21 protein-coding genes, 1 tRNA gene and 1 pseudogene are annotated in these 25055 nt (G+C 63.4%); 14 read left to right on the top strand and 9 right to left on the bottom strand.

The annotated features are described in order from the left end of the window. Positions 1 to 62: 62 nt before the first annotated feature. Positions 63 to 530 carry an Lrp/AsnC family transcriptional regulator gene (locus AACY13_RS13915; RefSeq protein WP_339462171.1) on the bottom strand — a complete coding sequence of 156 codons (468 nt, stop codon included), beginning with the start codon at positions 528 to 530 and terminating at the stop codon, positions 63 to 65. Between the two features lie 200 nt (positions 531 to 730). Between AACY13_RS13915 and AACY13_RS13910 the strand changes: the two are divergent. From AACY13_RS13910 to AACY13_RS13900, 3 genes and pseudogenes are all read left to right on the top strand, one after another. After that, positions 731 to 4100, top strand: a pseudogene (locus tag AACY13_RS13910) (indolepyruvate ferredoxin oxidoreductase family protein); the annotation flags it as partial. Positions 4101 to 4280: 180 nt separating this feature from the next. Further along, the gene (locus AACY13_RS13905) at positions 4281 to 5339 is read left to right on the top strand and encodes a Glu/Leu/Phe/Val dehydrogenase dimerization domain-containing protein (RefSeq protein ID WP_339462169.1); all 1059 of its coding nucleotides are present in this window, start codon (positions 4281 to 4283) and stop codon (positions 5337 to 5339) included. 48 nt (positions 5340 to 5387) lie between these two features. Next, on the top strand, positions 5388 to 6785 hold the full coding sequence (locus AACY13_RS13900) for a sodium-dependent transporter (RefSeq protein ID WP_339462168.1): 1398 nt from the start codon (positions 5388 to 5390) through the stop codon (positions 6783 to 6785). A gap of 94 nt (positions 6786 to 6879) precedes the next feature. Here AACY13_RS13900 and AACY13_RS13895 read toward each other — a convergent pair whose 3' ends face one another. Continuing rightward, on the bottom strand, positions 6880 to 7353 hold the full coding sequence (locus AACY13_RS13895) for a GNAT family N-acetyltransferase (RefSeq protein WP_339462167.1): 474 nt from the start codon (positions 7351 to 7353) through the stop codon (positions 6880 to 6882). Between the two features lie 122 nt (positions 7354 to 7475). Here AACY13_RS13895 and AACY13_RS13890 point away from each other — a divergent pair. Then, positions 7476 to 7550: transfer RNA gene (locus AACY13_RS13890), tRNA-Arg, on the top strand. Positions 7551 to 7652: 102 nt separating this feature from the next. Here the strand turns inward: AACY13_RS13890 and sstT are convergent. Continuing rightward, the gene (gene sstT, locus AACY13_RS13885; RefSeq protein ID WP_339462166.1) at positions 7653 to 8876 is read right to left on the bottom strand and encodes a serine/threonine transporter SstT; all 1224 of its coding nucleotides are present in this window, start codon (positions 8874 to 8876) and stop codon (positions 7653 to 7655) included. Positions 8877 to 9208: 332 nt separating this feature from the next. Between sstT and AACY13_RS13880 the strand changes: the two genes are divergently transcribed. After that, positions 9209 to 9856: a YceH family protein gene (locus AACY13_RS13880; RefSeq protein WP_339462165.1), complete on the top strand. Its 648-nt coding sequence runs from the start codon at positions 9209 to 9211 to the stop codon at positions 9854 to 9856. A gap of 67 nt (positions 9857 to 9923) precedes the next feature. Here the strand turns inward: AACY13_RS13880 and AACY13_RS13875 are convergent, their stop codons facing one another. Continuing rightward, on the bottom strand, positions 9924 to 10520 hold the full coding sequence (locus AACY13_RS13875) for a phage infection protein (RefSeq protein WP_339462164.1): 597 nt from the start codon (positions 10518 to 10520) through the stop codon (positions 9924 to 9926). Between the two features lie 444 nt (positions 10521 to 10964). On the opposite strand from AACY13_RS13875, the gene AACY13_RS13870 reads away from it, so the two are divergent. The 4 genes from AACY13_RS13870 to AACY13_RS13855 all read left to right on the top strand — a co-directional run bounded on the left by AACY13_RS13870 (position 10965) and on the right by AACY13_RS13855 (position 14917). Beyond that, complete coding sequence (locus AACY13_RS13870; protein ID WP_339462352.1) at positions 10965 to 12206, top strand: glutamine synthetase family protein; 1242 nt, start codon at positions 10965 to 10967, stop codon at positions 12204 to 12206. A 94-nt stretch (positions 12207 to 12300) separates the two neighbouring features. Further along, positions 12301 to 13620 (top strand): MFS transporter, encoded by a 1320-nt coding sequence (locus AACY13_RS13865; RefSeq protein ID WP_339462163.1) that lies wholly within the window; start codon positions 12301 to 12303, stop codon positions 13618 to 13620. Next, positions 13617 to 14309: a TIGR04283 family arsenosugar biosynthesis glycosyltransferase gene (locus tag AACY13_RS13860; protein ID WP_339462162.1), complete on the top strand. Its 693-nt coding sequence runs from the start codon at positions 13617 to 13619 to the stop codon at positions 14307 to 14309. The genes AACY13_RS13865 and AACY13_RS13860 overlap by 4 nt, the downstream gene beginning before the upstream one ends. Beyond that, positions 14306 to 14917, top strand: coding sequence for a TIGR04282 family arsenosugar biosynthesis glycosyltransferase (locus tag AACY13_RS13855; protein WP_339462161.1), 612 nt, complete (start codon positions 14306 to 14308; stop codon positions 14915 to 14917). The genes AACY13_RS13860 and AACY13_RS13855 overlap by 4 nt, the downstream gene beginning before the upstream one ends. Here AACY13_RS13855 and AACY13_RS13850 read toward each other — a convergent pair. The 4 genes from AACY13_RS13850 to flgA all read right to left on the bottom strand — a co-directional run bounded on the left by AACY13_RS13850 (position 14914) and on the right by flgA (position 17544). Then, complete coding sequence (locus AACY13_RS13850) at positions 14914 to 15702, bottom strand: flagellar brake protein (RefSeq protein WP_445262578.1); 789 nt, start codon at positions 15700 to 15702, stop codon at positions 14914 to 14916. The genes AACY13_RS13855 and AACY13_RS13850 overlap by 4 nt on opposite strands. A gap of 42 nt (positions 15703 to 15744) precedes the next feature. Continuing rightward, on the bottom strand, positions 15745 to 16212 hold the full coding sequence (locus AACY13_RS13845; protein WP_339462159.1) for a flagella synthesis protein FlgN: 468 nt from the start codon (positions 16210 to 16212) through the stop codon (positions 15745 to 15747). An 89-nt stretch (positions 16213 to 16301) separates the two neighbouring features. Further along, positions 16302 to 16643 carry a flagellar biosynthesis anti-sigma factor FlgM gene (flgM, locus tag AACY13_RS13840; RefSeq protein WP_339462158.1) on the bottom strand — a complete coding sequence of 114 codons (342 nt, stop codon included), beginning with the start codon at positions 16641 to 16643 and terminating at the stop codon, positions 16302 to 16304. Positions 16644 to 16785: 142 nt separating this feature from the next. After that, positions 16786 to 17544, bottom strand: a complete 759-nt coding sequence (gene flgA / locus AACY13_RS13835; protein ID WP_339462157.1) for a flagellar basal body P-ring formation chaperone FlgA — start codon at positions 17542 to 17544, stop codon at positions 16786 to 16788. Between the two features lie 73 nt (positions 17545 to 17617). Between flgA and AACY13_RS13830 the strand changes: the two genes are divergently transcribed. Then, a complete protein-coding gene (locus tag AACY13_RS13830; protein WP_339462156.1) occupies positions 17618 to 18550 on the top strand; it encodes a chemotaxis protein CheV in 933 nt (310 codons plus the stop codon). A 44-nt stretch (positions 18551 to 18594) separates the two neighbouring features. Then, complete coding sequence (gene cheR / locus AACY13_RS13825; protein ID WP_339462155.1) at positions 18595 to 19422, top strand: protein-glutamate O-methyltransferase CheR; 828 nt, start codon at positions 18595 to 18597, stop codon at positions 19420 to 19422. A 72-nt stretch (positions 19423 to 19494) separates the two neighbouring features. On the opposite strand, the gene AACY13_RS13820 is transcribed toward cheR, so the two are convergent. Further along, on the bottom strand, positions 19495 to 22590 hold the full coding sequence (locus tag AACY13_RS13820; protein WP_339462154.1) for a transglycosylase domain-containing protein: 3096 nt from the start codon (positions 22588 to 22590) through the stop codon (positions 19495 to 19497). 200 nt (positions 22591 to 22790) lie between these two features. On the opposite strand from AACY13_RS13820, the gene AACY13_RS13815 reads away from it, so the two are divergent. The 3 genes from AACY13_RS13815 to AACY13_RS13805 all read left to right on the top strand — a co-directional run bounded on the left by AACY13_RS13815 (position 22791) and on the right by AACY13_RS13805 (position 25043). Next, the gene (locus AACY13_RS13815) at positions 22791 to 23474 is read left to right on the top strand and encodes a class I SAM-dependent methyltransferase (RefSeq protein ID WP_339462153.1); all 684 of its coding nucleotides are present in this window, start codon (positions 22791 to 22793) and stop codon (positions 23472 to 23474) included. 276 nt (positions 23475 to 23750) lie between these two features. Continuing rightward, on the top strand, positions 23751 to 24170 hold the full coding sequence (locus AACY13_RS13810) for a VOC family protein (protein ID WP_339462152.1): 420 nt from the start codon (positions 23751 to 23753) through the stop codon (positions 24168 to 24170). 51 nt (positions 24171 to 24221) lie between these two features. Then, the gene (locus AACY13_RS13805; protein WP_339462151.1) at positions 24222 to 25043 is read left to right on the top strand and encodes an aldo/keto reductase; all 822 of its coding nucleotides are present in this window, start codon (positions 24222 to 24224) and stop codon (positions 25041 to 25043) included. The last annotated feature ends 12 nt before the right edge of the window (positions 25044 to 25055 follow it).

The raw sequence follows: 25055 nt of genomic DNA, 5'->3' as shown, positions 1-25055 counted from the left end.
CCTACGAATATTCACCACAACCTAGGGCGGAAAAACCGTGCAGCGTTTTCCACCATGGCCCTTCAATCCAGCGGCAACTCGGTGGTGCGCTTGACCTCGCTCATGGCGATATTGGAGTGTGCCTCCTGCACATGCGGGCGCTGCAGCAGGTGGTCGCGCAGAAAGCGCTCGTAGTCGGCGATGTCCTTGGCCACTACCTTGAGCAGGTAGTCCGAGCCGCCGGCCATGGTGTAGCACTCCAGCACCTGAGGGTAACCGACCACCGCCTGCTCGAACTCTTCCAGGTTGCCCCTGCCATGGGCCGACAGCTTGATATCGACAAACACGGTGATACTGAAGCCCAGTTGCCGATGGCTGAGCAGGGCGACCTTGCGTTCGATAATGCCGTTTTCCTGCATGCGGTGAATCCGCCGCCAGCAGGGCGATTGTGACAACTCGACCTTCTCGGCGATCTCGGCGGCGGAGAGGTCGGCGTCATGCTGCAGCAGGCGAAGAATCTTGCGGTCGATGGGGCTGAGTTTTTCTTGCATGACTGTTTCTGCTTTTTTGTTTTTGTTGGATTGATCATGCGCAGTATCTGCAAAACGGCCAGCAAATAGAAAGAATTTCTCGGTACCGCTCAGTCATATTTTTAGCCAGTCGTTGCGCACGGAGATCCCGGGCGAAACAGAATCCGGTTGGCATTCACCGTTGCCAGCCTTGCTCTCATAAAAATAAAAGGAGCGACCGCATGTCTCTGGCCGAGATCCGCCTGGATGACAAGTACCGCCTTGCCACTGGTCATCTGTACCTCACCGGCACCCAGGCGCTGACCCGCCTACCCATGCTGCAGAAGCAACGCGACGCCGCCCATGGCCTGAATACCGCGTGCTTTATTTCCGGCTACCGTGGCTCACCGCTGGGCAACCTCGACAAGAGCCTGTGGGACGCCAAGCAGTACCTCAAAGAGAATCACATCCACTTCCAGCCGGGCGTCAACGAAGAGTTGGCCGCCACCTCGGTGTGGGGCAGCCAGCAGACCAGCCTGTTCCCCGGTGCGCGTTACGACGGCGTGTTCGCCATGTGGTACGGCAAGGGCCCGGGCGTCGACCGCTGCGGCGACGTGTTCAAGCACGGCAACTCGGCCGGGGTCTCCGAGCATGGCGGCGTACTGCTGCTGGCCGGCGACGACCATGGCTGCAAGTCTTCGAGTATCGCCAACCAGAGCGAGCATGCATTTATCGCTGCTTCGATTCCGGTGCTCAATCCGGCCAACGTCCAGGAAATCCTCGACTACGGCATCATCGGCTGGGAGCTGTCGCGCTACAGCGGTTGCTGGGTGGCGCTGAAAACCATCGCCGAAAACGTCGACTCCTCGGCGGTGGTGGAGGTCGATCCGCTGCGCATCGAGGTGAAAATTCCCGAGGACTTCGAACTGCCGCAGGACGGCGTGTATATCCGCTGGCCCGACCCGCCCCTGGCTCAGGAGGCGCGCCTCAACACTTACAAGATCTACGCGGCGCGTGCCTTTGCGCTGGCCAATAACCTCAACCAGATCAAGCTCGACTCGGCCAACCCGCGCCTGGGCATTATCACCACCGGTAAGTCCTATCTGGACGTGCGCCAGGCCCTGGATGACCTCGGTCTGGATGAAGCGCTGTGCGCCGAGGTTGGCTTGCGCGTGTTCAAGGTTGGCATGAGTTGGCCGCTGGAGCCGGTCTCGGTGCACGAGTTCGCCGAAGGGCTGGACGAGATTCTGGTGGTCGAGGAGAAGCGCGGCATTATTGAAGACCAGCTGACCGGCCAGCTGTACAACTGGCCGGTGGGCAAGCGCCCGGTGGTGGTCGGCGAGTTCGACGAGGCGGGCCACTCGCTTTTGCCGAACCTCTCCGAACTGACCCCGGCGATGATTGCTCGCGCCATCGCCAAGCGCCTCGCGCCGATCTACAGCAGCCCGCAGATCGAGGAGCGTCTGGCCTTTCTCGCCGCCAAGGAAGCGTCCCTGGCCGCGCCCAAGCACAGCACCGTACGTACCCCGCATTTCTGCTCCGGCTGCCCGCACAACACCTCGACCAAACTGCCGGAAGGCAGTCGCGCCCAGGGCGGCATCGGCTGCCATTACATGACCCAGTGGATGGACCGCAACACCGACACCTTTACCCAGATGGGTGGCGAGGGTGCGACCTGGATCGGCCAGGCACCGTTCACCGACACCCCGCACATCTTCCAGAACCTTGGCGACGGTACCTACTTCCATTCCGGCCAACTGGCCCTGCGTGCGGCAGTCGCCGCCGGGGTCAATATCACCTACAAAATTCTTTATAACGACGCGGTGGCTATGACCGGTGGCCAGCCGATCGACGGCGAGCTGCGCGTCGATCAACTGAGCCAGCAGGTATTCGCAGAGGGCGTCAAACGCATCGCCCTGGTCAGCGATGAGCCGGAGAAATACCCGAGCCGCGAGACCTTCGCGCCTATCGTGACCTTCCATCACCGCAGCGAGCTGGATGCCGTGCAGCGTGAGCTGCGCGAGTTCAAGGGCTGCTCGGTGCTCATCTACGACCAGACCTGCGCCACCGAGAAGCGTCGTCGGCGCAAGCGCGGCAAGCTGGTCGACCCGCAGAAACGCGCCTTTATCAACCCGGCGGTGTGCGAGGGTTGCGGCGATTGCAGCGTCAAGTCCAACTGCCTGTCGGTGCTGCCGCTGGAAACCGAACTGGGGCGCAAGCGCGAGATCGATCAGAACTCCTGCAACAAGGATTTCAGCTGTGTGGATGGCTTCTGTCCAAGCTTTGTCACCGTACACGGCGGCAGCCTGCGCAAGCCGGAAGCCGTGGGTTTGAGCGCGCTGTTTATCGCCCTGCCGGAGCCCAAGCAGCCGACCCTGGAGCGGCCGTGGAACATCCTTCTGCCGGGTGTTGGCGGTAGCGGCGTCACCACCGTCGGAGCGCTGCTGGGCATGGCTGCGCATATCGAGGGCAAGGGCTGTAGCGTGCTGGATCAGGCTGGCCTGGCGCAGAAGTTCGGCCCGGTGATCACCCATATCCGCGTCGCCGCCAAGCAGGACGACATCTTTGCCGTGCGCATCGCTGCCGGTGAAACCGACCTGCTGCTCGGCTGCGATCTGGTGGTGGCCGCCAGCGAAGAGGCCCTGGCCAAGCTCAATGACAAGATCGCCCATGCGGTGGTCAACAGCCATGAAGCCGCCACCGCCGAATTCACCCGCAACCCGGATGCCCAGGTACCCGGTGCGGCCATGCGCGAGGCGCTGATCGAAGCGGTGGGTGCGAGCAAGACCCACTTCGTCGACGCCAGCCGCCTGGCCACCCGCCTGCTTGGCGACAGCATCGCCACCAACCTGTTTATGCTCGGTTTCGCTTACCAGAAGGGCCTGGTGCCGGTTTCCGCCGAAGCCATCAACAAGGCCATCGAGCTTAACGGCGTGGCCGTGCAGCTTAATCAGCAGGCATTTCTCTGGGGCCGTCGCGCCGCCCATGATGCGGCCTCGGTGGAACGTCTGGCCAAGCCTGAGGTGATCGAAGCCGCCCACTGCCAGACCCTGGAAGAAATAGTCGCCGACCGCGTGGTGCGCCTGACCGCCTACCAGAACGCGGCCTACGCCGAGCGCTATCGTGAGCAGGTGGCGCGGATGCAGCAGGTCGACAACAGCGCCGACCAGGCGTTGAGCAAGGCCGTGGCGCGTTACTACTTCAAGCTCCTGGCCTACAAGGACGAGTACGAAGTGGCGCGGCTGTACAGCGATGGCAGTTTTATCCGTCAGCTGGAGGTGCAGTTCAGCGGTGATTACCGTCTGGAGTTCCATCTGGCACCGTCCTGGCTGAGCAAGCCGGATGCCAGCACCGGCGAGCCGCGCAAGCGTCAGTTTGGTGCCTGGATGCTCAAGGCGTTTGGTGTACTGGCCAGGTTCAAGTTCCTCCGCGGCACGCCGCTGGACCTGTTCGGCTACAGCGTCGAACGCCGGCTTGAGCTGCAGTTGATCGACGACTACGAGCAGAACCTCAAGTACCTGCTCAAGGAACTCAACGCCGACAACTACCGCACGGCGCTGGCCCTGGCCGAGCTGCCGGAGCAGATCCGCGGCTATGGTCACGTCAAGGAACGCAGCCTGGCCAAGGTGCGCGAGCAGAGCAGCCAGCTCAAGGCGCGCATGGTCGTCAGCGAGATTGCTGCGGTGCAATTGTTCGAACCCGCTGCTTAACACCAGCCGTCACTTATAGCGCTGACCCTCTCCCTTCACTGGAAGAGGGCGGCTTCTTACAAGAAAAAAACCGAGGTACAGCATGTCCGTGTTTTCCCATATCGATTTCGACCACCACGAACAGGTGGTCTATGGCCACGACCAGGCCAGCGGCCTGAAGGCGATTATCGCCATTCACAACAGCAACCTCGGCCCGGCCCTCGGCGGTTGCCGCATGTGGCCCTACGCCAATGACGATGAAGCGCTGCGCGATGTGCTGCGCCTGTCGCGCGGCATGAGTTACAAGTCGGCACTCGCCCGGCTGCCGCTCGGTGGCGGCAAGGCAGTGATCATCGGCGACCCGCATAGCGGCAAGAGCGCCGCGCTGTTCCAGGCCATGGGCGATTTCGTCGACAGCCTGGGCGGGCGCTATATCACCGCGGCGGACTCCGGCACTGGGGTCGCCGAGATGCAGATCATGGCCGAGCGCACTCGCCATGTGGCCGGGGCCGGACAGCGCGAAGGCTTTGAGGGTGGCTTGCGCAATGGCGACCCTTCGCCCTCCACGGCTTATGGGGTGTTTATCGGCATCCAGGCGGCGGTCAAACACCGCCTGGGGCGTGACGACCTGCGCGGCCTGAGGGTGGCGATCCAGGGCGTGGGCCAGGTCGGCTTCAGCCTGGCGCGGCACCTCAAGGAGGCAGGGGCCGAGTTGTGGGTCACCGACATAGTTCCGGCCAATGTGCGCCGCGCGGTGGAGCAGCTGGGCGCAACCGCCGTGACGCAGCAGGAGATTTTCGCCCTGGAGGTGGATGTTTTCGCGCCCTGCGCCATGGGCGGCATCATCAACCTGCAAACCCTGGAGACCCTGCGTGCGCCGATTATCGCCGGGGCCGCCAACAACCAGTTGGCCGATGCCAGCCTGGCGGAAACCCTGCGCCGCAACGAGTGTCTGTACGCGCCGGATTACGCGATCAACGCCGGCGGCATTATCGATGTCTGCTACGAGCGCACCGGCGGCAGCGCCGCGCAGCTCAAGGCGCATATCGAAGGCATAGGCGACACCCTGCAGCAGATCTTCCAGCGGGCCGCGGCCGACGGCTGCAGCACCACCCAGATCGCCGACCGCTTGGCCCTGGAACGCCTCAACGGCGGTGAGTAAAGCGCACCAGCCGATGTCAGCCATTACAACAACAAGAGGGCATGATCGATGAGTCAAGACAGTATCGCCGCCACCAGCAGTGTCGACGGCAACAGCAGTTCAGGCGCGCGCGGCCTATGGTCGTCGCGCTGGGTATTCTTTCTCGCCGCCACGGGCTCGGCTGTAGGGCTGGGCAATATCTGGAAGTTTCCCTATATCACCGGGGAGAACGGTGGCGGTGCCTTCGTTCTGGTCTACCTGGCCTGCATCCTGGTGATCGGCATTCCGCTGCTGATGGCCGAGGTGATGATCGGCCGTCGCGGCCGGGCCAACCCGGAAGGGGCGTTTGCGCTATTGGCCAAGGCCGCCGGCGCAAGCCGGCACTGGCGCTGGCTGGGGACCGTGGCAGTGCTGACCGGCTTTCTGATCCTGAGTTTCTATGCGGTGGTGGCCGGCTGGGCCCTGGCCTATGCACCGGCGGCGCTCAGCGGTGGCTTTGCCGGCCTGGATGGCGAGAGCAGCGGCGCGTTGTTCGGCGCGTTGCTGGCGGACCCCTGGAAGCTGGCCGGTTACGGCACCCTAGTGCTGATCTTGACCCTGGGCATCGTTGGCCTGGGCGTGCGCGAGGGCCTGGAGCGTTCGTTGCGCTTTCTGATGCCCGGGCTGTTCGTTCTGTTGTTGGTGCTGGTGGGCTATGCCGCCACCACCGGGCATTTTATGCAGGCCGTGCATTTTCTCTTCGACGCCGACTTCAGCAAGCTTAGCGGCACCGGAGTACTGGTAGCCTTGGGGCATGCCTTCTTCACCCTGAGCCTGGCCAGCGGCGCGATGATGGTCTACGGCTCCTACCTGCCCGCCGGTACCTCGATTGCCCGCACCTCGCTGATGGTGGCCCTGGCCGATACGCTGGTGGCGTTGCTGGCGGGTCTGGCGATCTTTCCGCTGGTGTTCGCCAATGGTCTGGAGCCAGGTGCCGGGCCGGGGCTGATCTTCGTCACCCTGCCGATCGCCTTCGGCCAGATGCCCCTGGGTCAGCTGGTCGGCGGGTTGTTCTTTATCATGCTGGCGATTGCCGCCCTGACGTCGGCGATCTCCCTCAGCGAGCCGACCATCGCCTGGCTGTCGGAGAAGTTCGGCATCAGCCGTTTCAAGGCGGTGCTGCTGAGCGGCGTGGCGCTGTGGCTGCTGAGTCTGGGGACGGTGTTTTCCTTCAATGCCTGGAGCGAGATCACCCTGTTCGGCAAGACCTTCTTCGACAGCCTGGACTACCTGACCACCAACCTGATGATGCCTCTGGGCGGGCTGGGTACCGTGCTGTTTACCGGTTGGGCGTTAAGCCGCAAGGCCGTGCAGGAGGCCCTGGGTGTCGAGCATCCGCAGTTGTTCGGCTTGTGGTGGCTGCTGCTGCGCTGGCTGACGCCGCTGGGCATTCTGATCGTGTTTCTGCATACCCTCGGGCTGTTCTGAGTCGGTAAATGCTCGGTGGAAAACGCTGCGCGGTTTTCCACCCTACCCGGCTTGGCGTAGGGTGGATGATGCGCAGCTTATCCATCACGGGCTTTCAGTCCAGCGTTAGCGCCAGGCTGACGCCATGCAGCTGAAAGCCCTGTTGCTCATAGAAGCGATGGGCGGCCTCGCGGCTCTGGTTGCTGGACAGCGCCAGCTTGTAGCAACCCCAGCCGCGCGCGCGCTCCACGGCTTTGCCCAGCAGCGCCTGGCCGATACCCAGGCCGCGGGCGTCGGCATCCACCACCACATCCTCGAGGATCGCCGAACGGGCGAAGTTGTGCGCCAGGTGTTCGATCAGATTGACCGTGCAGGTGCCCAGCAGCTTGCCATTGCGCTCGGCCACCAGCACCGCGCGGCTGGCCGGCAGCTCGGCCAGGCGCAAGGCCAGCAGCTTGGCGTCGGTGCGCGGTTCTTGTGGGGCCAGTTGCTGCAGCAATGCGGCCAGGGCGGTTGCGTCGGCGACGCTGGCGGCGCGCAGACTGAGGGTGGCGAAAGGCGAGTCTGGCGAGGGCTTGAGCGGTTTCATGGCGATCTCCGTGCTGATCCAGCAGAAGTATGGCCAAGGCTTGATGGCAGCGGCATGACAAAACCGCGCAGGCTCGCTAAGATGCGGCCCGGCTGGTGGCTTGTGCAACCGGCCCAGAACAGGTCCCCTTAGTTCAACGGATAGAACAAGCCCCTCCTAAGGGCTAGATGCTGGTTCGATTCCAGCAGGGGACGCCAAACCTAGAACATTGCCGAGAGCAATCTTCAACGTCGCACCGCGACGGCAGGTCATAAAAAGGCTTACGCACTGCGTAAGCCTTTTTTCGTTGCAGCGGCCTGTCAGGCCTGGCGCTGCTCCTCGCTGATACAGGCCGCGGCGGTAAACAGTGCGTCGGTGGAGGAGTTCAGCGCAGTTTCCGCCGAATCCTGGACGATGCCGATGATAAAGCCGACCGCCACCACCTGCATGGCCACCTCGTTGGGGATGCCGAACAGGCTGCACGCCAGGGGGATCAGCAGCAGCGAGCCGCCGGCCACGCCCGAGGCCCCGCAGGCGCTGATCGAGGCCAGCAGGCTGAGCAGCAGGGCGGTGGGCAGGTCCACGGCGATACCCAGGGTATGCACTGCGGCCAGGGTCAGCACGCTGATGGTGATGGCTGCCCCGGCCATATTGATGGTGGCCCCCAGGGGGATCGACACCGAATAGGTTTCCTCATGCAGGCCCAGGCGCTGGCACAGCTGCAGGTTGACCGGGATATTGGCCGCCGAGCTGCGGGTGAAGAAGGCGGTCAGGCCGCTTTCGCGCAGGCAGGTGAAAACCAGTGGGTAGGGGTTGCGCCGCAGCTTGAAGAAGACGATGGCCGGGTTGACCACCAGGGCGACGAACAGCATGCAGCCGACCAGCACCAGCAGCAGGTGCAGGTAGTCGAGCAGCGCCGCCATGCCCGATTCGGCCAGGGTTGCGGCCACCAGGCCGAAGATCCCCAGGGGAGCCAGACGGATTACCAGCTTGACGATGGCGGTGACCCCGGTGGAAAGGTCGGCGAGCATCAGCTTGCTGCTCGGGCTGGCATGGCGGAAGGCCAGGCCTAGGCCGATGGCCCAGGCCAGGATGCCGATAAAGTTGCCCCTGAGCAGCGCATTGACCGGGTTGTCGACCACATTGAGCAGCAGGGTCTGCAGCACCTCGCTGATACCGCCGGGGGGCGTCAGGTCGGCGCTGTTGCTGACCAGGGTAAGGCTCGAGGGGAAGATGAAACTGGCGCTGACGGCAATCAGGGCGGCGCTGAAGGTGCCGAACAGGTAGAGCAGCAGAATCGGCCGGATATGGGTTTGCTGGTCGCGTTGGTGGTTGGCAATCGAGGCGGTGACCAGGATAAACACCAGCACCGGAGCCACGGCTTTCAGGGCCGAAACGAACACCGTGCCGAGGAAGCTGACGCGGCTTGCCGCTTCGGGCAAGAACAGGGCCAGGGCGATGCCGGCGAGTAGGCCGATAAAGATCTGTAGCACCAGACTGGTGCGGTTGAATATCTGCAAGAGTGGGCGTTGGGCAGCAGTCATGGCATGCATCTCAATAATGTGCGGGTGAGCCGGCAATCTCTTCTGTGGCGTAGCGGGTACGCCCGGATGCGTTGGCTGCGTGGCGGTGGGTCAGGCCTTTGCCGGGGCCAGGGCTCCGCGGCAAAAAATAGCGCGCGACTTTAGCACAGTGTTTTGTTCGCGGGCGTTATGCACCCGGACTGGCAGCTGGGCGGGCGATTTCGGCCGTTGCCGCTGGCGCTGATATCAAGCCGCGGTCAGTCAGGCTAGGCTAGGGGCTGTTGCCGTTTTATTCGCGCGCCCATTGATACGGCAACAGCCCCTGGTACCACGTCCATGTAAATGAGGTTGTCATGTCCAGTGAAAGCGTTAACGAATCAGACGGTGTGCCCCTGACAGCAGTCGAAGCCAGAACCCTGGGATGCCTGATCGAAAAGCAGGCCACTACCCCGGAGGCCTATCCCCTGACCCTCAATGCGCTGGTGTTGGCGTGCAACCAGAAGACCAGTCGCGAGCCGGTGCTGAACCTGAGCCCCGGTCAGGTCGGTCAGGCCCTGCGCAGCCTCGAAGGCCGCGGCTTGGCGCGGCTGGTGATGGGCAGCCGCGCCGATCGCTGGGAGCATCGCGCCGACAAGGGCCTGGAGTTGATTGCGGCCCAGCAGATATTGATCGGTCTGCTGTTGCTGCGGGGCCCGCAGACGGTCAATGAGCTGCTGACGCGCAGTAGTCGCATGCATGACTTTGAGGAGGCCGAGCAGGTGCAGCACAATCTGGAGCGCCTGATCAGTCGCGGCCTGGTTTGCCAGTTACCGCGCCAGGCGGGGCAGCGCGAAGAGCGCTATATGCATGTGCTGGGTGATCCGGCGGATCTGCAGGCGGCCATTGAGGCGCGGGCAAGTGAGCCTGCTCGGGCCAGCAGCAGTGCTCAGTACGAGAGCCGTCTGGACGCTCTGGAGGCTCGGCTGGCTGCCCTTGAGGAGCGTCTGGCGCAGCTGGAGTAAGCCTCCAGATACGCCAAAGGTGCCCGTTTTGGGCACCTTTGCTGGGGATGTATCTGTAGCCCGGGGGTTAGCCAATGCGCTGCCCCGGGGTGCGCTCGGCACCACCTTCGGCGAGGCGGTCAGGACCTACCCGGTCGGCACCGTCTGCCGCGATACGCAGGCGCTGTTGCAGGCGCTCGGCACCGCCTTCGGCGAGGCGGTTGGGACCGACCCGATCGGCTCCGTCTTCGGCGACACGCAGGCGCTGTTGCAGGCGCTCGGCCCCACCTTCGGCCAGGCGATTAGGGCTTACCCGATCGGCTCCGTCTTCGGCGATACGCAGACGCTGTTGCAGGCGCTCAGCACCACCCTCGGCGAGACGATTAGGACCTACCCGGTCGGCACCGTCTTCGGCGATACGCAGGCGCTGTTGCAGACGCTCGGCACCACCTTCGGCGAGACGGTCAGGACCTACCCGGTCGGAGCCGTCAGCGGCGATACGCAGACGCTGTTGCAGGCGTTCGGCACCACCTTCGGCCAGCGGAGTGCTGCCAAAACCGATAACCGTTTTAACGCTGCTGTCCTGGGCTTCGCCAAGCAGGGGTTGTGGGCTGCCTTGTGGCAGGGCGAATGCACCAGCGGACAGGCTGGTCAGGAACAGTGCGGTGATCATTTGCTTTTTCATGTTCAGGCTCCTCGTGAGGGCGGTAAGTGACTACGGAGCCCATATTACTGATGAAAAATTGATGAAGAAGTTGAGCCTGGGCATGGTAATAATCGATGCGCTTGATAGTGGGTTTTTACCGCTCTAGAAAAGGTGTTTCAGATTGTTTGTCCGGCTCTTTTGTGCGGGGTTATGGATTATTTTTGTAGGCTCTTTATTATCTAATTATTTGATATGTTGGTTCGGGCACAGGGCGACGTTTGATCGAACTCGGGGCTTTGCTTGAAATACTGAACGGCCGCTGCGTATTTTGTACGCCTCGCCGTTCGCATACGGCTCTTGCGCATATAAGGACAACAGCAGATGAACGCCCTCAACCGCACCGCCATGGCCGAATTACTGCGGGGTATCGATCAAGTTGAATGCGTGACCCCCGATCTCAATGGCGTGCCGCGCGGCAAGGTGATGACCGCCGAGGGCTTTCTCGAGGGGCGGCGTCTGCAGCTGGCCCGTGGCGTGCTGCTGCAATGCATCATGGGCGGTTATCCGGCCGCGCGCTTCTATGGCAGTGACGACGGCGATCTGGCCCTGAACGCCGCGCCGGGGCAGGTTTACCGGCTGCCCTGGAGCGACACGCCGCGAGCGCTGGCGATCTGCGATGCCGATGAGCTGGACGGGCGCAGCTCCGGCTTGTCCACCCGAGGCCTGCTCAAGCGCGTACTGGCTCGCTATGCCGAACATGGCTGGCAGGCGGTGGTGGCGACCGAGCTGGAGTTCTTCGTCTGCGCCCCCAACGCCGATCCGCGCCAGCCATTTCAGCCGCCCCTGGGCCTGGATGGTCGGCGCGAGGATGGCGCAGCAGCCTTTAGCGTCAGCTCCGGTAACGGTCTGCGGCCTTTCTTCAACGAGGTCTACACCTGCATGGCAGCCCTGGGTCTGCCGCGCGACACCTTTATGCACGAGATGGGCGTCAGCCAGTTCGAGATCAACCTGTTGCACGGCGACCCGCTGCTGCTGGCCGATCAGACCTTTCTGTTCAAGCACCTGCTCAAGGAGGTCGGTCTCAAGCATGGCCTGAATGTGCTGTGCATGGCCAAGCCCCTGGCGCATACGGCGGGCAGCTCCATGCATTTGCATCAGAGCGTGGTGGAGCAGGGCAGTGGGCAGAATATCTTCAGCGCCGCCGATGGCCAGGCGACGCCGGCCTTCTATCACTTTATCGGCGGTCAGCAGGCAGCTCTGGCGGATTTCACCCTGCTGTTCGCGCCCCATGTGAATTCCTATCAGCGCCTGTGCCATCCCTTTGCTTCGCCGAACAATGCCTGTTGGTCCGAGGATAATCGCTCCGCCGGACTGCGGATTCCAGCCAGTGCGCCCGTGGCGCGGCGGGTGGAGAACCGTCTGCCGGGTGCCGATGCCAATCCCTATCTGGCCCTGGCGGCCAGCCTGGCGGCAGGTCTGTACGGGATCGAGCAGCAGCTGCAACCCAGTGCGCCGATTCAGGGGGAGTTCGAAGTGCCGGATGAATTGACGCTACCCTGTACCCTGCATGCCGCTATCGAGCGTCTGAAGCGCAGCCATCTGGCGCGGGAGTTGTTCGGCGAGGAGTTTATCGCCGGCTATCTGGCCAGCAAGGCCCTGGAGCTTGCGAGCTTCCAGGATGAGATCACGCCCTGGGAGCGCCGGGTGCTGGCCGCCCAGGTATAGGCGGGTGGCCCGCGGCTGAGCCACTCGGTCGTCTGCCCATGTTCTGCCGCCGGATAGGCTTTCGGCGGCCCTTAACGGATCCAAGTGCTGCCTTATGAGTCTGATTCTCAAGTCGTTCCGTTCGCTGTATTTCGCCAGCCTGTTGATGCTGCTCGGTTCCGGCCTGCTCAGCACTTACCTGGGGTTGCGCCTGTCGCAAACCGCCGACGGTTTGTGGGTGGGGGCCTTGATGACGGCGAACTACCTGGGGCTGGTGTTGGGCGGCAAGTTGGGGCATCGGTTGATCGCGCGGGTGGGTCATATTCGCGCCTATGTGGCCTGCGCCGGCGTGGTTACGGCGACGGTGCTCGGCCATGGCCTGAGCGACTGGCTGCCGGCCTGGCTGCTGCTGCGGATGCTGTTTGGCCTGTGCATGATGTGCCAGTACATGGTGATCGAGAGCTGGCTCAATGAGCAGGCCGATATCAACCAGCGCGGCCAGGTGTTCGCCGGTTATATGGCGGCCTCCTACCTGGGCCTGATCCTGGGCCAGTTGGTGCTGGTGGTGCATCCCGCGCTGGGTCTGGAGCTGCTGATGCTGGTGGCGCTGTGCTTCGCCCTGTGCCTGGTGCCCGTGGCCCTGACCCACAAGCTGCACCCGTCCCCCCTGCATCCGGCCCCACTGGAGTTGCGTTTCTTTATCGGGCGGGTGCCGCTGTCGCTGACCACCATTGCCGTGGCCGGCTTGTTGATCGGGGCCTTCTATGGCCTGGCTCCGCTCTATGGCACGCGCATGGGGCTGTCCACCGAGCAGGTCGGCCTGTTTATGGGCTTCAGCATCCTCGCGGGGCTGCTGGTGCAGTGGCCGCTGGGCTGGCTGTCGGACCGCTATGATCGCGTTCAGTTGATCCGTGGCTGTGCGGCCTTGCTGGTGCTGGCCGCCTTGCCGCTGGCGCTACTGACGGAGGCGACACTGGCGCTGCTGTTTGCCGTGGGCTTTCTGGTCTGCGCCCTGCAATTCAGCCTTTATCCTCTGGCGGTGGCCCTGGCCAATGACCATGTCGAGGGCGAGCGCCGGGTGTCGCTGACGGCCATGCTGTTGGTGACCTTCGGCGTGGGAGCCAGTGTCGGCCCGCTGCTGGCGGGCGTGCTGATGCGTTTTCTCGGTGCCAATATGCTCTACGCCTTCGTCTGTGCCTGCGCGATGATCCTGGTTGTCCGCGTGCGGCCGGAGCGGGTCACCCACCTGCATCAGGTCGAGGATGCACCGCTGCACCATATTCCGATGCCCGACAGTACGACCAGCTCGCCCCTGACTGCGGCGCTCGATCCGCGGGTCGATGAGCAGGTGGTGCACGAACAGATGCACGATAGCGAACAGCCGGCGGACGATAAGGCCGAGGCCCGGGGCGCTGAGGTCGAGGCGCGGCCATGAACCCGCTGCTGAGCGTGATTATCCCGGCTCGCAACGAGGCCCAGGCCTTGCCCCTGCTGTTGGCCGATCTGGCGGCCTTGCGCGAGGCCGGGGCCGAGTTGCTGCTGGTCGATGGCGGCAGCAGCGACGCCAGCCTTGAGCTGGCCGCCGGCCATGTCGATCAGTTGCTCAGTTGCGCCGCCGGGCGGTCGCGGCAGATGAATGCCGGGGCCGCCGCCGCGGCTGGCGACTACCTGTGGTTTGTGCATGCCGATACCCGGGTCAGCCCCGAAGCCATTCGGCATCTGCTCGATGTCTTGATCGAGCGTCCGCTGTGGGGGCGTTTCGATGTGCGCCTGTCCGCGCGTGGCCCGATGTTCAGGTTGATCGGCGGCATGATCAGCCTGCGTTCGCGCCTGAGCGGCATCGCCTCGGGCGATCAGGGGATCTTTGTCGCCCGGGCGACCTTCGAGGCGCTCGGCGGCTATGCCGATATTCCCCTGATGGAAGACCTGGAGCTCTGCCGCCGGCTCAAGCGCCTGGCCTGGCCGTGCTGTCTGCGCCCGGCCCTGACCACCTCGAGTCGGCGCTGGGAGCAGCAGGGAATTTGGCGTACCTTGTTGCTTATGTGGCGTTTGCGCCTGGCTTACTACTGCGGGGTCAGCCCGGAGAAGCTGGCGCGCCAGTATCAACGAGGAACACCACCATGAGTCTGTCGATTTCCCTGCACATGCTGGCGCGCGCGCCCGTACCGGGGCGGGTGAAGACGCGGCTGATTCCGGCGCTGGGCAGGGAGGGCGCGTGCGATCTGCAACGGCTGCTGCTGGAACGCGCCCTGCAACTGCCCGGGGAGGGTTTCAGCGAGCGCTTCCTGTGGCTCGACGATGAGGCCGATAGGCCTCTGCAGGCCTTGGCCGAAGAGTTGGGCTGGACCCTGGTCGAGCAGCCTGCGGGGGATCTCGGCGAGCGCATGCGGCGCATCGCCGCCCTGGGGCTGGCGGACAGCGACGGGGTGATCCTGATCGGCAATGACTGTCCGGCGCTGGATGGCGGTTATCTGGGCAGTGCCTGTGCGGCTCTGCAGAAACAGTCGGTGGTCATCGGTCCGGCCGAGGATGGCGGTTATGTGCTGCTGGGGTTGCGCTGCATCACCTCATCGCTGTTCAGCGATATGCCCTGGGGCACGGAGCAGGTTTTGTCGATGACCCAGGAACGCTTGCTGCAACTGGACTGGAGCCATCACCTGCTGCCCACCCTGTGGGACGTCGACCGTCCCGAAGACCTGCCGCGCCTGGCGGCGCTGGGCATCAAGATCTAGAACAACCCATCGCTTTCGAAGCGACGAGCCTCGCGCTGCAGCTGGTAGACGAAGCGTTCGACCTGGCGCTGCTCGAGCCCGCTCATGCGGTGGAAGCGCGCGCCAATAAAGGTGATATCGAGCTTTTCGTCATACTGGGTGTGGCGCAGTTCCAGGGCCGAAGTCATGGCCCCAAAGGGAAACTGTACGGTAAAGCGTTCGTAGACCTGTCCGGTCTGCAGGCTGGCGGTGACATTGCCGGGGACGCGCAATTTGCAGCCGGTTGCGGAAATATCCAGCAGTTGTCCGCTCAGGGCGGTGCGCAGCTTGTCGCCAGCCAGTTCGATCTTGATCAGTTCGGTCTGCTTGAGAGGGGCCCTGAAGGCGCTACGGCGCTGGTGGTAGAGTACTTCGCTGGGCAGCGGGCTGAGATAGCAGCGTGCCCCTTCATGTTCGGTGATGCGCACATCCTGTTCGCACTCCCAGGCCACGCGCACGCCTTCGTGGAAGGCTTCGATGCGGAACGCCTCGCCGTTGAGCAGGAAGCGTTCGCCATCGCGGGGAATCATTTCATCCAGGATCACTAGCCGCTTGTCGCGATCGACCTCGATCACATAGCTCTGGAAGCGTTGGCTGCGTTCCTGGAAGGTGATGATCAGTGGGTCGTGGTTTTGTTGCAGTAGGCGCAGGTTGGCAACTATTTCCACGGGTGCCTTGAGCACCTTAGGCGGTTGCGGGCCCTCTTCCTGGCTAAAAGGATTGGACACGGTCCGTAACTCTCCGGGCAAAAGCTTGAGCACCAGCATACTGTCAATATGGCAGCATGTCCCTGTGCTTTGTTATAGGTATCAGGCCTGGCTTAGAGGACGCTGTTGGCCAATTCTAGCGGCAGCGCCACGGCTGTCATAGAGGCCGGGGGTTTCGTTGCCGCGCAGGATGCCCAGCATGCTGCTGGTTGATGCCTGGCTGGCGCGGATCAGGCGGCCATTGCGCAGGTTGGCCTGTTGGCAGCGCTCGAGCAGGGCGCTCAGCTGGTCGCCGCGTTCGAGCAGCAGTGCACCCTGACTGGAGTGCGCGGCCAGCGCCTGCAGGCCGGCGCGGTCGGCGCTGAGGTGGGCGTCAAGCAACAGCTGGCTGCGGGTTCGGCCATGCTCTTCGAGGAGGCCGAGCAGCGGTTGCTTTTCCGTCAGCAGGCTCTGCAGGCGCGGCAGGTCGCGCTCGCCGAGGGCCTGGAATTCGTGTTCGATCAATTCAAGCAAACGCTCGGCGGTGCCGATATCGTCGGTGAATAGCTCAAGCAGGGTGATGTCGTGCATGGCGGGCTCTTGGGGGTGGCGGATCACTCGGGGCGCTGCGGCCGTCGATGATCTGGCGGGCGACCATTACCCCCAGCGTAGCCCTGGGGCTAACGCTGGGATTCGAAATTCAGCAGCTTGCTGGCCACACGCTGGCTGTCGACCTGGTAGCTGCCGTCGGCGATGGCCTGTTTAAGCTGGGCGACGCGCTCCTTGTCGACAATCGGCTGGTCGCGCAGCTTCTCGCCGATCTTCTGCAGCTGTTGTGCTTCACGGCTGAGTTGCACCGATTCACCGCTTTTGCTGGCCTGGGCCTGCTCGGCGGGTGCGGGCACGCTGGTGGTCTGCTTGGCCGTGATGGCTTCATTCTGTCCACCGGACTGGGCACTGCCGGTACGCCCCGAGTTGGCGGGGGTGGCGGCATTATTGGGCCGGTTAAAGTCGATGACCATGATGCAAAACCTCGAACAGTGTTTGGACGCTTGCCTTGCTTATCGGCACCAGCCAATAGAACTTTAGAAAAAATCTGCGTCAGGCATGAGTCTAAAACACCTTGTGGAAAATCGTTAGGCATAGTCTAAACAAGAATCATGCCTACATGGCCACTTCAACCTGCCCAGGCCCTGTGATCCGGGCCTTGACCACCCGCTTGGAGCGCTGGTTGCGCACGCTGATCTGTTTGCCCAGGGCCCCGTCCGACAGGGCTTCACCGGGCATGCGTACGCTGATGCCGCCGCTGCGAGCGCTGATTATCACCTGGTCGCCCTTGCGGATAACCTCGGCCTGCTGGACGTGCACGGGGGCCAATACCTGGTCGGGCAGTAAGGCCCGCGTCAATTTTTTGCCGAGAGCTTGTTGCAGGCTGGTCAGGTAGCCTTGGTTGAGCAGGCCGATATCGCGCTCGGCCAGGCTGACATCCATTTCCGTCACGACATTGTCGCGCTTGAGCGGGCGGTTGGCGGTGACGACTTCACGGTATAGGCGCACCTGCCCGGGGACGAAAACCGTCCAGGGCGAGCTGCCATCGCAACGTACCCGCAGGGTGACGCGGCCTATGGGCTGCGCCGGGCTTTCCAGGCTGGTGGTCAGGTCCTGATCGCACAGCGGCAGGCGCAGCCGCGGGTCGAGCCGGTTGATCTGGATCTCGTGACGGCCGGCTATGTTGCTACGTTGGAGATAATCGCCCACCGCCTGCTCAAGAAAGGTCTCGCTTGCGCCGATAAGGTCATCGGTACGCATGGTCGCCGCCGAAACCGGGGGGCCATAGCCGAGCGCCAGCAAAGCAGGTAAAACTGCCAGCCAGTAGCGGCAGTTTGCCAGTAAGTGTCGGATAGTTGTCGTTTCTGTGTTCATATGCGTTTGGTAGCAAGGCGCGTGCCGCCTGCTACGCTGACAAAAACCTGTTACTCAAATAAGGAGTTTGGGTATGGCCGGTGTGATGGATTCGGTTAACCAGCGAACTCAGTTGGTTGGGCAGAATCGTTTGGAACTGCTGCTGTTTCGTCTTAACGGCAACCAGTTGTACGGGATCAACGTGTTCAAGGTGAAAGAGGTGCTGCAGTGCCCGAAACTCACCATCATGCCCAAATCCAGCCCGGTGGTTCGCGGTGTGGCCAATATCCGTGGCGGCACCATCCCCATCCTCGACCTGTCCATGGCGACCGGTAGCGCTCCGCTGGAGAATATCGGCAGCAGTTTCGTGATCATCACCGAGTACAACACCAAGGTTCAGGGCTTTTTGGTGCAGTCGGTCGAACGCATCGTCAACATGAACTGGGAGGCGATTCATCCGCCACCCAAGGGCACTGGACGGGATCACTATCTGACCGCCGTGACCCATCTGGACGACAAGATGGTCGAGATCATCGATGTCGAGAAGGTGCTGGCCGAAGTCGCACCTACCTCCGAGGTGATCTCCGCAGGCATTCTCGATGCACGGACCCAGGCCCGTGCTGTCAGCAAGCGGGTACTGACCTGCGACGATTCCTCGGTGGCGCGCAAGCAGGTGACCCGTTGCCTGGAGACTGTGGGCGTCGAGGTGGTGGCGCTCAACGATGGCCGTCAGGCGCTGGATTACCTGAAGGCCATGGTCGAGGAGGGGCGCAAGCCGGAGGAGGAATTCCTGATGTTGATTTCCGACATCGAGATGCCCGAGATGGATGGCTATACCCTGACCGCGGAGATCCGCGCCGATCCACGCATGCAAAAGCTGCACATCATCCTGCATACTTCGCTTTCCGGTGTGTTCAACCAGGCCATGGTCAAGAAGGTAGGCGCGGATGACTTTCTCGCCAAGTTCCGCCCCGATGATCTGGCGGGGCGGGTGGCCGAACGCATCAATCTTTCGGCAGGGGACTGAGGGCTTGGCCCGCAGTGAACAACATGATCGTCGAGGCCTCGCGAGTGTCTACAGGTAATTTGGATTTCGAGCAGTTCCGGATATTTCTGGAAAAAGCCTGTGGCATCCTGCTGGGTACCAACAAGCAGTATCTGGTTTCCAGCCGGCTCAACAAGCTGATGGAGCAGAACAGCATCAAGACCTTGGGGGAGCTGGTCCAGCGTATGCAAACCCAGCCGCGTAGCGGGCTGCGCGAGCAGGTGGTGGATGCCATGACCACCAACGAAACCCTGTGGTTTCGCGATACCTATCCTTTCGAGGTGCTGAAGAACCGGGTGCTGCCGGAGATGATCAAGGCCAGCCCGGGGCAGCGCATCCGCATCTGGTCGGCCGCCTGTTCCTCGGGACAGGAACCCTACTCGTTGTCGATGAGCATCGACGAATTCGAGAAAACCAATATCGGCCAGCTCAAGGCCGGCGTGCAGATTGTCGCCACCGACCTGTCGCCGACCATGCTGGCCAACTGCAAGTCCGGCGAGTACGACAGTCTGGCGATGGGGCGCGGCCTGTCCCAGGAACGCCTGCAGCGCTACTTCGATCCAAAGGGGCCGGGGCGCTGGGTGATCAAACCGGCTATTCGCAGCCGTATCGACTTTCGTCCGCTCAACCTGCTCGACAGCTATGCCAGCCTCGGCAAATTCGATGTGGTGTTCTGCCGCAACGTGCTGATCTATTTCTCGGCCGAGGTGAAGAAAGACATCCTCACGCGTATCCATGCGATGTTGAAGCCGGGCGGTTATCTGTTTCTCGGAGCCTCGGAGGCCCTGAACGGCTTGCCCAGCCATTATCAGATGGTGCAGTGCAGCCCGGGGATCATCTACAAGGCGAAATAAGCGCGGCGATAATAAAAAACGGGAGGCCATTGGTCTCCCGTTTTTTATTGTCGCCGTGCCCAGATCCGCTGTTTACCTCCAGCTGGCCTGTACCGCCGGCAGCGGCTCCTGGCACCGGCTGTTATGGCCAGGCTGCAGATACGGCATAAGGATCGGGGCCATGCCCTTGAGTACCTGCACCGGCAACGCCGAGGTGAAATGGAAGTTTTCCGCAGCGCGCCCAGGGACGAACGCGGTGAGGGTGCCGTAATGGCGCGGCCCCAGGTAGAAGACAAAGGTTGCCGTGCGGTTCATGGCCCGGGAGCTGAGCACCCGGCCACCGGCCCCGACGGTTTCGATGCGGTTGTCGCCGGTGCCGGTTTTGCCGCCGACCCTCAGCACCTGCCCGTCGGCCAGCTTGAAGCTGCCCTGCAGGCGGCGTGCGGTGCCGTTGTCGACCACTTCGGCGAGGGCGTTGCGCAAGGCGGCGGCCACCTCCGAGGCCATGACCCGGGTGCCCACCACCTGATTGCGCCCGACCAGGGTGTCGTAGGGGGTGTCGGCGGCAAAGTGCAGGCTGTCGATGCGCATGCTGGGTTGGCGAATACCGTCGTTCTGGATGATCCCCATCAGCTCGGCCAGGGCCGCCGGACGGTCGCCGGAACTGCCGATGGCGGTGGCGAGAGAGGGCACCAGATGGGCGAAGGGGTAGCCCAGGTTTTGCCAGCGCTGATGAATATCGAGGAAGGCCTCGACCTCCAGCATGATGCGGATGCGGCTGTCGCGGGCGCTCTTGTGCCGACTGCGGAACAGCCAGCCATAGACTTCCTGGCGCTCGTCCAGGCTGGCCTGCACCGCATCGTTGAAGGTGGCCTGGGGATTTTCGATCAGATAGCCGAGCAGCCACAGCTCCAGCGGGTGAACCCGGGCGATATAGCCCTGGTCCGGTAGATCGTAGGCCCCGGGGCCATAGGTCCGGTACAGCTCGGCGACCCGCGTGTCGCTGAGCGCGGCCTGCGGCAGATAGGTGCGCAGGAAGGCGGCAAAGGTGGCCGGGTCGGCCTGGGGCGACAGGTAGCGATGCACGGCGGCCAGGCGGGCCGGGGTGTGGCGCAGGCCGTTGAGGAAGGTTTCCAGACGCTGCTGCTCGGCTTGCCCCTGATACTTGCGCCAGAAGCGCAGCAGGAAGGTCTTGCCTTCGCGATCGGCGAAGTCCATCAGGTAGGCCTGGCGCCTGGGGTCCTTGTCGTCCTTCAGCAGTTCGGCGCTGTTTTCCGGGCCCTGGTAGGTGCTGTAGCGCACCAGATCACGCATCAGTCGGATAAACGGCAGGTTGAGGGACTCGCGCAGGGCTTCGTGCAGGGTGGCGATGCGCTGGTTGTCCTCGCGGCGGAAGTTGGCAAAGGTATGGATGCCGCCGCCGGTGAAGAAGCGCTCATGGGGGCTGGCCGAGTACTTGCGCTCCAGGGCGGCGTCGAGCATGGCCGGCAGATTCGCCTGCGGATTGCTCAACAGGTAGCCGACTGCCCAGCGGGTCAGGTTGTCCTGGCCGTTGACCGTGCGCAGTTCGGCGCTGCTTTGCCCGGCATGGCGCGCGTGCAATTCGGCGACTATTTCCAGATAGGTGGCCAGTACCCTGAGCTTGGCGGTGGAGCCCAGCTCCAGTTTGCTGCCTTCATTGATGTCGAAGGGCTGGTCGGTGCTGTCGGTCTGCACCCGCACCCGGCTGCCGGTGGCCGTGCGCTCGAACAGGTTGAAGCTGTAGCGCACTTCGGCGGTTTTCTCCGGCGACAGCAGGCGCTCGCCGAACAGGCCGATCTCTCCGGCAAACTCCGGGTCGGCCAGCTGTTGCAGATACTGGCTGGCGGCCTGCTGCAGTTCGTCGTGCAGGGTACTGGTGACGCTCAGGTCGAGGCGGTCGAGGTCGTACAGCGGCATATTGAGCATGGCCGAGAGGCGTGAGCGCGAGACGCTGATGCCTTTGTTGCCGTCCACGGTCTGCAGGTTGGGTTCCAGCACCCAGTCGCGGTAGCCGAGGGGCTGGCTGAGGGCGGCATCGCGCAACGGCTGGTCGATCAGGCCGCCGTTGGCCAGCACGCGGATATGGCTGTCGGTCAGCTCGGCCAGGTCATGGCGTCCCTGGGCCAGGTAATAGGAGGGGCGGCGCTGGGCGATCATCAGGGCCAGTACCTGGCGCAGGGCCAGACCGCGCTCTGCCACGCTGGCCTCGGGCGAGCGGTCCGGGTCGAGCAGGTGGTTGACCCGGGCAAAGTCGGCCCCAAACCAGATGCGCAGGCCGTCCGCCAGACCATGCACCTCGCCATGCCCCGGTGCCGCCGAGAGCGGCACGCTGTTGAGGTAGTCGCGGACGATGTTTTCCCGCGCGGCCAGGGTCTGCGGGCCGCTCTGGTAGGCGCGTATGCTGGCGGAAATCATCTGCCGGAGCTTTTCCGTGGCCGAGAGGGTCAGGCCATCCGGCGAGTGGCGGTATTTCTCCAGCTGGGTGGCCAGGGTACTGCCGCCTGAGGATTGATCCTGCATGTCGAGCATTTTGCCGACCTGGGACACTGCCGCCATGATAAAGCGCGGCCAGTCCACGGCCGGGTTGGCCAGGGGCTGCTGCGGGTCGAGCAGATGGCGGTTCTCGATAAACAGCAGGCTGCCGGCGACCAGTGGCGGGATGGCGCTGAAGCTCGGGTAGCGCTGCTGGGGATAACGGAATTCGTAGAAGGGTGTGCCGCGGCAATCGCTGATACGCAGTCCGGCCTGGATCTTTTCCGGGTAAGGAATAAAGAAGCCGCGTTGTGCATAGTCGAGCAGCGCTGGCGAGAACTGCGCCTGCTGTTGCACGTTGAAACCACGTTGTGCGAGGCGTTCGAGCATCAGCGGGATATAGGTATAGCCCAGGCGCTTATCGAAGGGGCCTTCCTTGGGGTAGCTGATCGCCGGGCTGGGGCCGGGCCTGACCTGATAACTCAGCGATTGCGCATAGCGACTAAGCTCTTGGGCCTGCAAGCGCGAACTGTGCATTTCATAGGCGAGCAGCAGGGCAGCGATTATCAGCAGCAACAGTAGCGACAGCCAGAAGACGACTTTCACCTTACTGCGGCGCTTGTCAGCCTTGGGTTGCGCGCTGGGCTGGCTGTCGCTGGGCAGTTGGGTGATCTGAGGTTGCCAGGATGTGCCCATATTCATCTCGCCCTTGTACTCATCCGTAGGTGTATGGGGCCGGATAACCGTAGCGGGCCCAAGTGCCGGATTTCGCGCTTAGCACCGCTTGCCAATCAGTCTAGCGGTTGGGCGGGCGCTCTGGCAGGGAGTATTGGGTCGACACGAATTTATTTACAGGGCCTAGAATCGAACCACGCAGACACCGTAGGAGGTGATCCATGCAGCGTGATCATCGTGAGCAACTCGGCCTCAGCTGGCAGGCCAATGCCGATGCCTGGACCGCGGCGGTACGCGAACGGCGTATCGAAAGCCGCCGCCTGGTCACCGATGCGGCCATTGTCCAGGCCATTCTGGCCTTGGCCCCGGGACGTGTGCTCGACCTCGGCTGCGGTGAAGGCTGGCTGTGCCGCGGCCTGGCCGAGCATGGTATCGAGGCGGTCGGCGTGGATGCTTGTGCGCCCTTGATCGCCGTCGCCCGTCAGGCCGGCTGCGCGCGTGCGCAGTACCGCGTCTGCGGCTATGCCGAGCTGGAAAGCCAGGCGGCGCAACTGGGGCGTTTCGATCTGCTGGTGTGCAACTTTGCCCTGCTCGAAGAGCCCCTGGCTCCGACCCTGAATGCCTTGCACGGCCTGCTGGCTGAGGGCGGCCGTCTGCTGGTCCAGACCCTGCATCCCTGGCGGGCCTGTAACGACGCCGGCTACCGCGATGGCTGGCGGGTGGAGCGTTTTGCCGGGTTCGGCGAGGGCTTTGCCGAGCCCATGCCCTGGTTCTTCCGCACCCTGGAGTCCTGGCTGGCCCTGTTCACTGAAACCGGCTGGCGCTTGCAGTGGTTGCAGGAGCCCCTGCATCCGGAAAGCGAGCAACCGGTGTCGCTGCTGTTGCTATTGAGTGGCGAGCGCTAGGGTCTGTTGCCGTTTCGTTCGCGGTCGCGCCGGAGCCTGTTTTAGCGCGAGGCAAGGCACGAGACACGAAGTTTGGTTGTTCCAAATGAGTGTCGAGAAACGAAGTATCGCGCTAAAACAGGCCCGGCCCTTCGGGTTGCGCGCAAAATCTCGCCATGCGGTGTTGGAGGACTTGGCAAGGGAACAACCATTGCCTGCGTCCTCCGCCTAGCCTGGCGAGATTTTGCGCAGCAACGCGGCTCGCGACGAAACGGCAACAGACCCTAGGGAGGGAGCATGCAGCTATTGCTGAATATCGATGTGCCGGATATCGACGCAGCTTGCGCCTTCTATACTCGGGCCTTTGGCCTGCAACTGGGGCGGCGGCTGTTTGCCGGCCAGGTGCGCGAACTGCTGGGCGCACCGCTGCCCATTTACCTGCTGGCCAAGGTCGAAGGCAGTGCGCCCTTCGCCGGCAGTGCCGCAGGGCGTAGCTATCAGCCGCACTGGACCCCGCTGCACCTGGATCTGCTGGTCGAGGATCTGGATGTCGCCCTGGCCCGCGCCCTGGCGGCTGGTGCGCGGCAGGAAGGGCCGATCCACAACCAGCCGTGGGGTCGCCTGGTCGGTTTGCGCGACCCTTTCGGCCATGGCTGCTGTCTGCTGCAATGGCAGGGCCAGGGTTACGCCGAGGTGAGCGAGACTCAAGATGACTGAAGGGGCGCTTATGCCCCCTGGTGAACACAACTCTGGAGGGCTTTGAAGACGATGCGTACGCTTGAATTAGCCGCTACCCGGGTGCCGGTGATCGGCCAGGGTACCTGGCGCATGGGCGAGGATGCCGCGCAGCACCGTGCGGAAGTGGCGGCCTTGCGTCTGGGTATAGAACTGGGCCTGCGTCTGATCGATACCGCGGAGATGTACGGCGAAGGCGGTGCCGAAGCGGTGGTGGGCGAGGCGATTGCCGGGCGGCGCGAGCAGGTGTTTCTGGTCAGCAAGGTCTACCCGCACAATGCCAGCCGGCGCGGCGTGATGGCGGCCTGCGAGCGCAGCCTGCAGCGCCTGCAGACCGAGGTGATCGACCTCTACCTGCTGCATTGGCGTGGCCAGTATCCATTGGCGGAAACCGTCGAGGCGTTCGAGCGTCTGCGCGCGCACGGCAAGATCCGCCGCTGGGGCGTCTCCAACTTCGACCTGGACGACCTGCAGGAGCTGGACGCGCCGGCCTGTGCCAGCAATCAGGTGCTCTACAATCCCGAGGCGCGCGGTATCGAATTCGATCTGCTGCCGTGGCAGCAGCAACAGGGCATGCCCTTGATGGCTTACTGCCCGCTGGGCCAGGCCGGCCAGCTGCTGAGCAACCCGGCGTTGCTTGAGGTGGCCGAGCGCCATGCCGTTACCCCGGCGCAGGTCGCTCTGGCCTGGGTCGTGCGCCAACCCGGGGTGATTGCCATTCCCAAGGCAATCGAGCCAGCGCACCTGCAGCTGAATGCCGACGCGGCGGGTTTACAGTTGAGCGCCGAGGACCTGGCGTTGATCGATACGGCCTATCCGCCGCCCGGGGGTAAGCGGCATTTGCAGATGGTATGAATGATTCCGCAT

It is taken from the genome of Pseudomonas sp. EA_105y_Pfl2_R69 (assembly GCF_963970915.1).
In the GTDB taxonomy this organism is placed as follows: Bacteria; Pseudomonadota; Gammaproteobacteria; order Pseudomonadales; family Pseudomonadaceae; genus Aquipseudomonas.
The sequence above is the reverse complement of the archived record's forward strand: the minus strand, read 5'-3'. Positions and strand labels throughout refer to the sequence as shown.

Bases quoted from the DNA above. Each gene is read 5' to 3' on its own strand.
- AACY13_RS13900 (WP_339462168.1), top strand. From the start codon at position 5,388: ATGAGTCAAGACAGTATCGCCGCCACCAGCAGTGTCGACGGCAACAGC.
- sstT (WP_339462166.1), bottom strand. From the start codon at position 8,876: ATGACTGCTGCCCAACGCCCACTCTTGCAGATATTCAACCGCACCAGT.
- AACY13_RS13860 (WP_339462162.1), top strand. From the start codon at position 13,617: ATGAACCCGCTGCTGAGCGTGATTATCCCGGCTCGCAACGAGGCCCAG.
- AACY13_RS13820 (WP_339462154.1), bottom strand. From the start codon at position 22,590: ATGGGCACATCCTGGCAACCTCAGATCACCCAACTGCCCAGCGACAGC.
- AACY13_RS13865 (WP_339462163.1), top strand. From the start codon at position 12,301: ATGAGTCTGATTCTCAAGTCGTTCCGTTCGCTGTATTTCGCCAGCCTG.
- AACY13_RS13905 (WP_339462169.1), top strand. From the start codon at position 4,281: ATGTCCGTGTTTTCCCATATCGATTTCGACCACCACGAACAGGTGGTC.
- AACY13_RS13805 (WP_339462151.1), top strand. From the start codon at position 24,222: ATGCGTACGCTTGAATTAGCCGCTACCCGGGTGCCGGTGATCGGCCAG.
- AACY13_RS13845 (WP_339462159.1), bottom strand. From the start codon at position 16,212: ATGCACGACATCACCCTGCTTGAGCTATTCACCGACGATATCGGCACC.
- AACY13_RS13875 (WP_339462164.1), bottom strand. From the start codon at position 10,520: ATGAAAAAGCAAATGATCACCGCACTGTTCCTGACCAGCCTGTCCGCT.
- AACY13_RS13815 (WP_339462153.1), top strand. From the start codon at position 22,791: ATGCAGCGTGATCATCGTGAGCAACTCGGCCTCAGCTGGCAGGCCAAT.
- flgM (WP_339462158.1), bottom strand. From the start codon at position 16,643: ATGGTCATCGACTTTAACCGGCCCAATAATGCCGCCACCCCCGCCAAC.
- flgA (WP_339462157.1), bottom strand. From the start codon at position 17,544: ATGAACACAGAAACGACAACTATCCGACACTTACTGGCAAACTGCCGC.
- AACY13_RS13830 (WP_339462156.1), top strand. From the start codon at position 17,618: ATGGCCGGTGTGATGGATTCGGTTAACCAGCGAACTCAGTTGGTTGGG.
- AACY13_RS13870 (WP_339462352.1), top strand. From the start codon at position 10,965: ATGACCGCCGAGGGCTTTCTCGAGGGGCGGCGTCTGCAGCTGGCCCGT.
- AACY13_RS13915 (WP_339462171.1), bottom strand. From the start codon at position 530: ATGCAAGAAAAACTCAGCCCCATCGACCGCAAGATTCTTCGCCTGCTG.
- AACY13_RS13895 (WP_339462167.1), bottom strand. From the start codon at position 7,353: ATGAAACCGCTCAAGCCCTCGCCAGACTCGCCTTTCGCCACCCTCAGT.
- AACY13_RS13850 (WP_445262578.1), bottom strand. From the start codon at position 15,702: ATGCTGGTGCTCAAGCTTTTGCCCGGAGAGTTACGGACCGTGTCCAAT.
- AACY13_RS13880 (WP_339462165.1), top strand. From the start codon at position 9,209: ATGTCCAGTGAAAGCGTTAACGAATCAGACGGTGTGCCCCTGACAGCA.
- AACY13_RS13855 (WP_339462161.1), top strand. From the start codon at position 14,306: ATGAGTCTGTCGATTTCCCTGCACATGCTGGCGCGCGCGCCCGTACCG.
- AACY13_RS13810 (WP_339462152.1), top strand. From the start codon at position 23,751: ATGCAGCTATTGCTGAATATCGATGTGCCGGATATCGACGCAGCTTGC.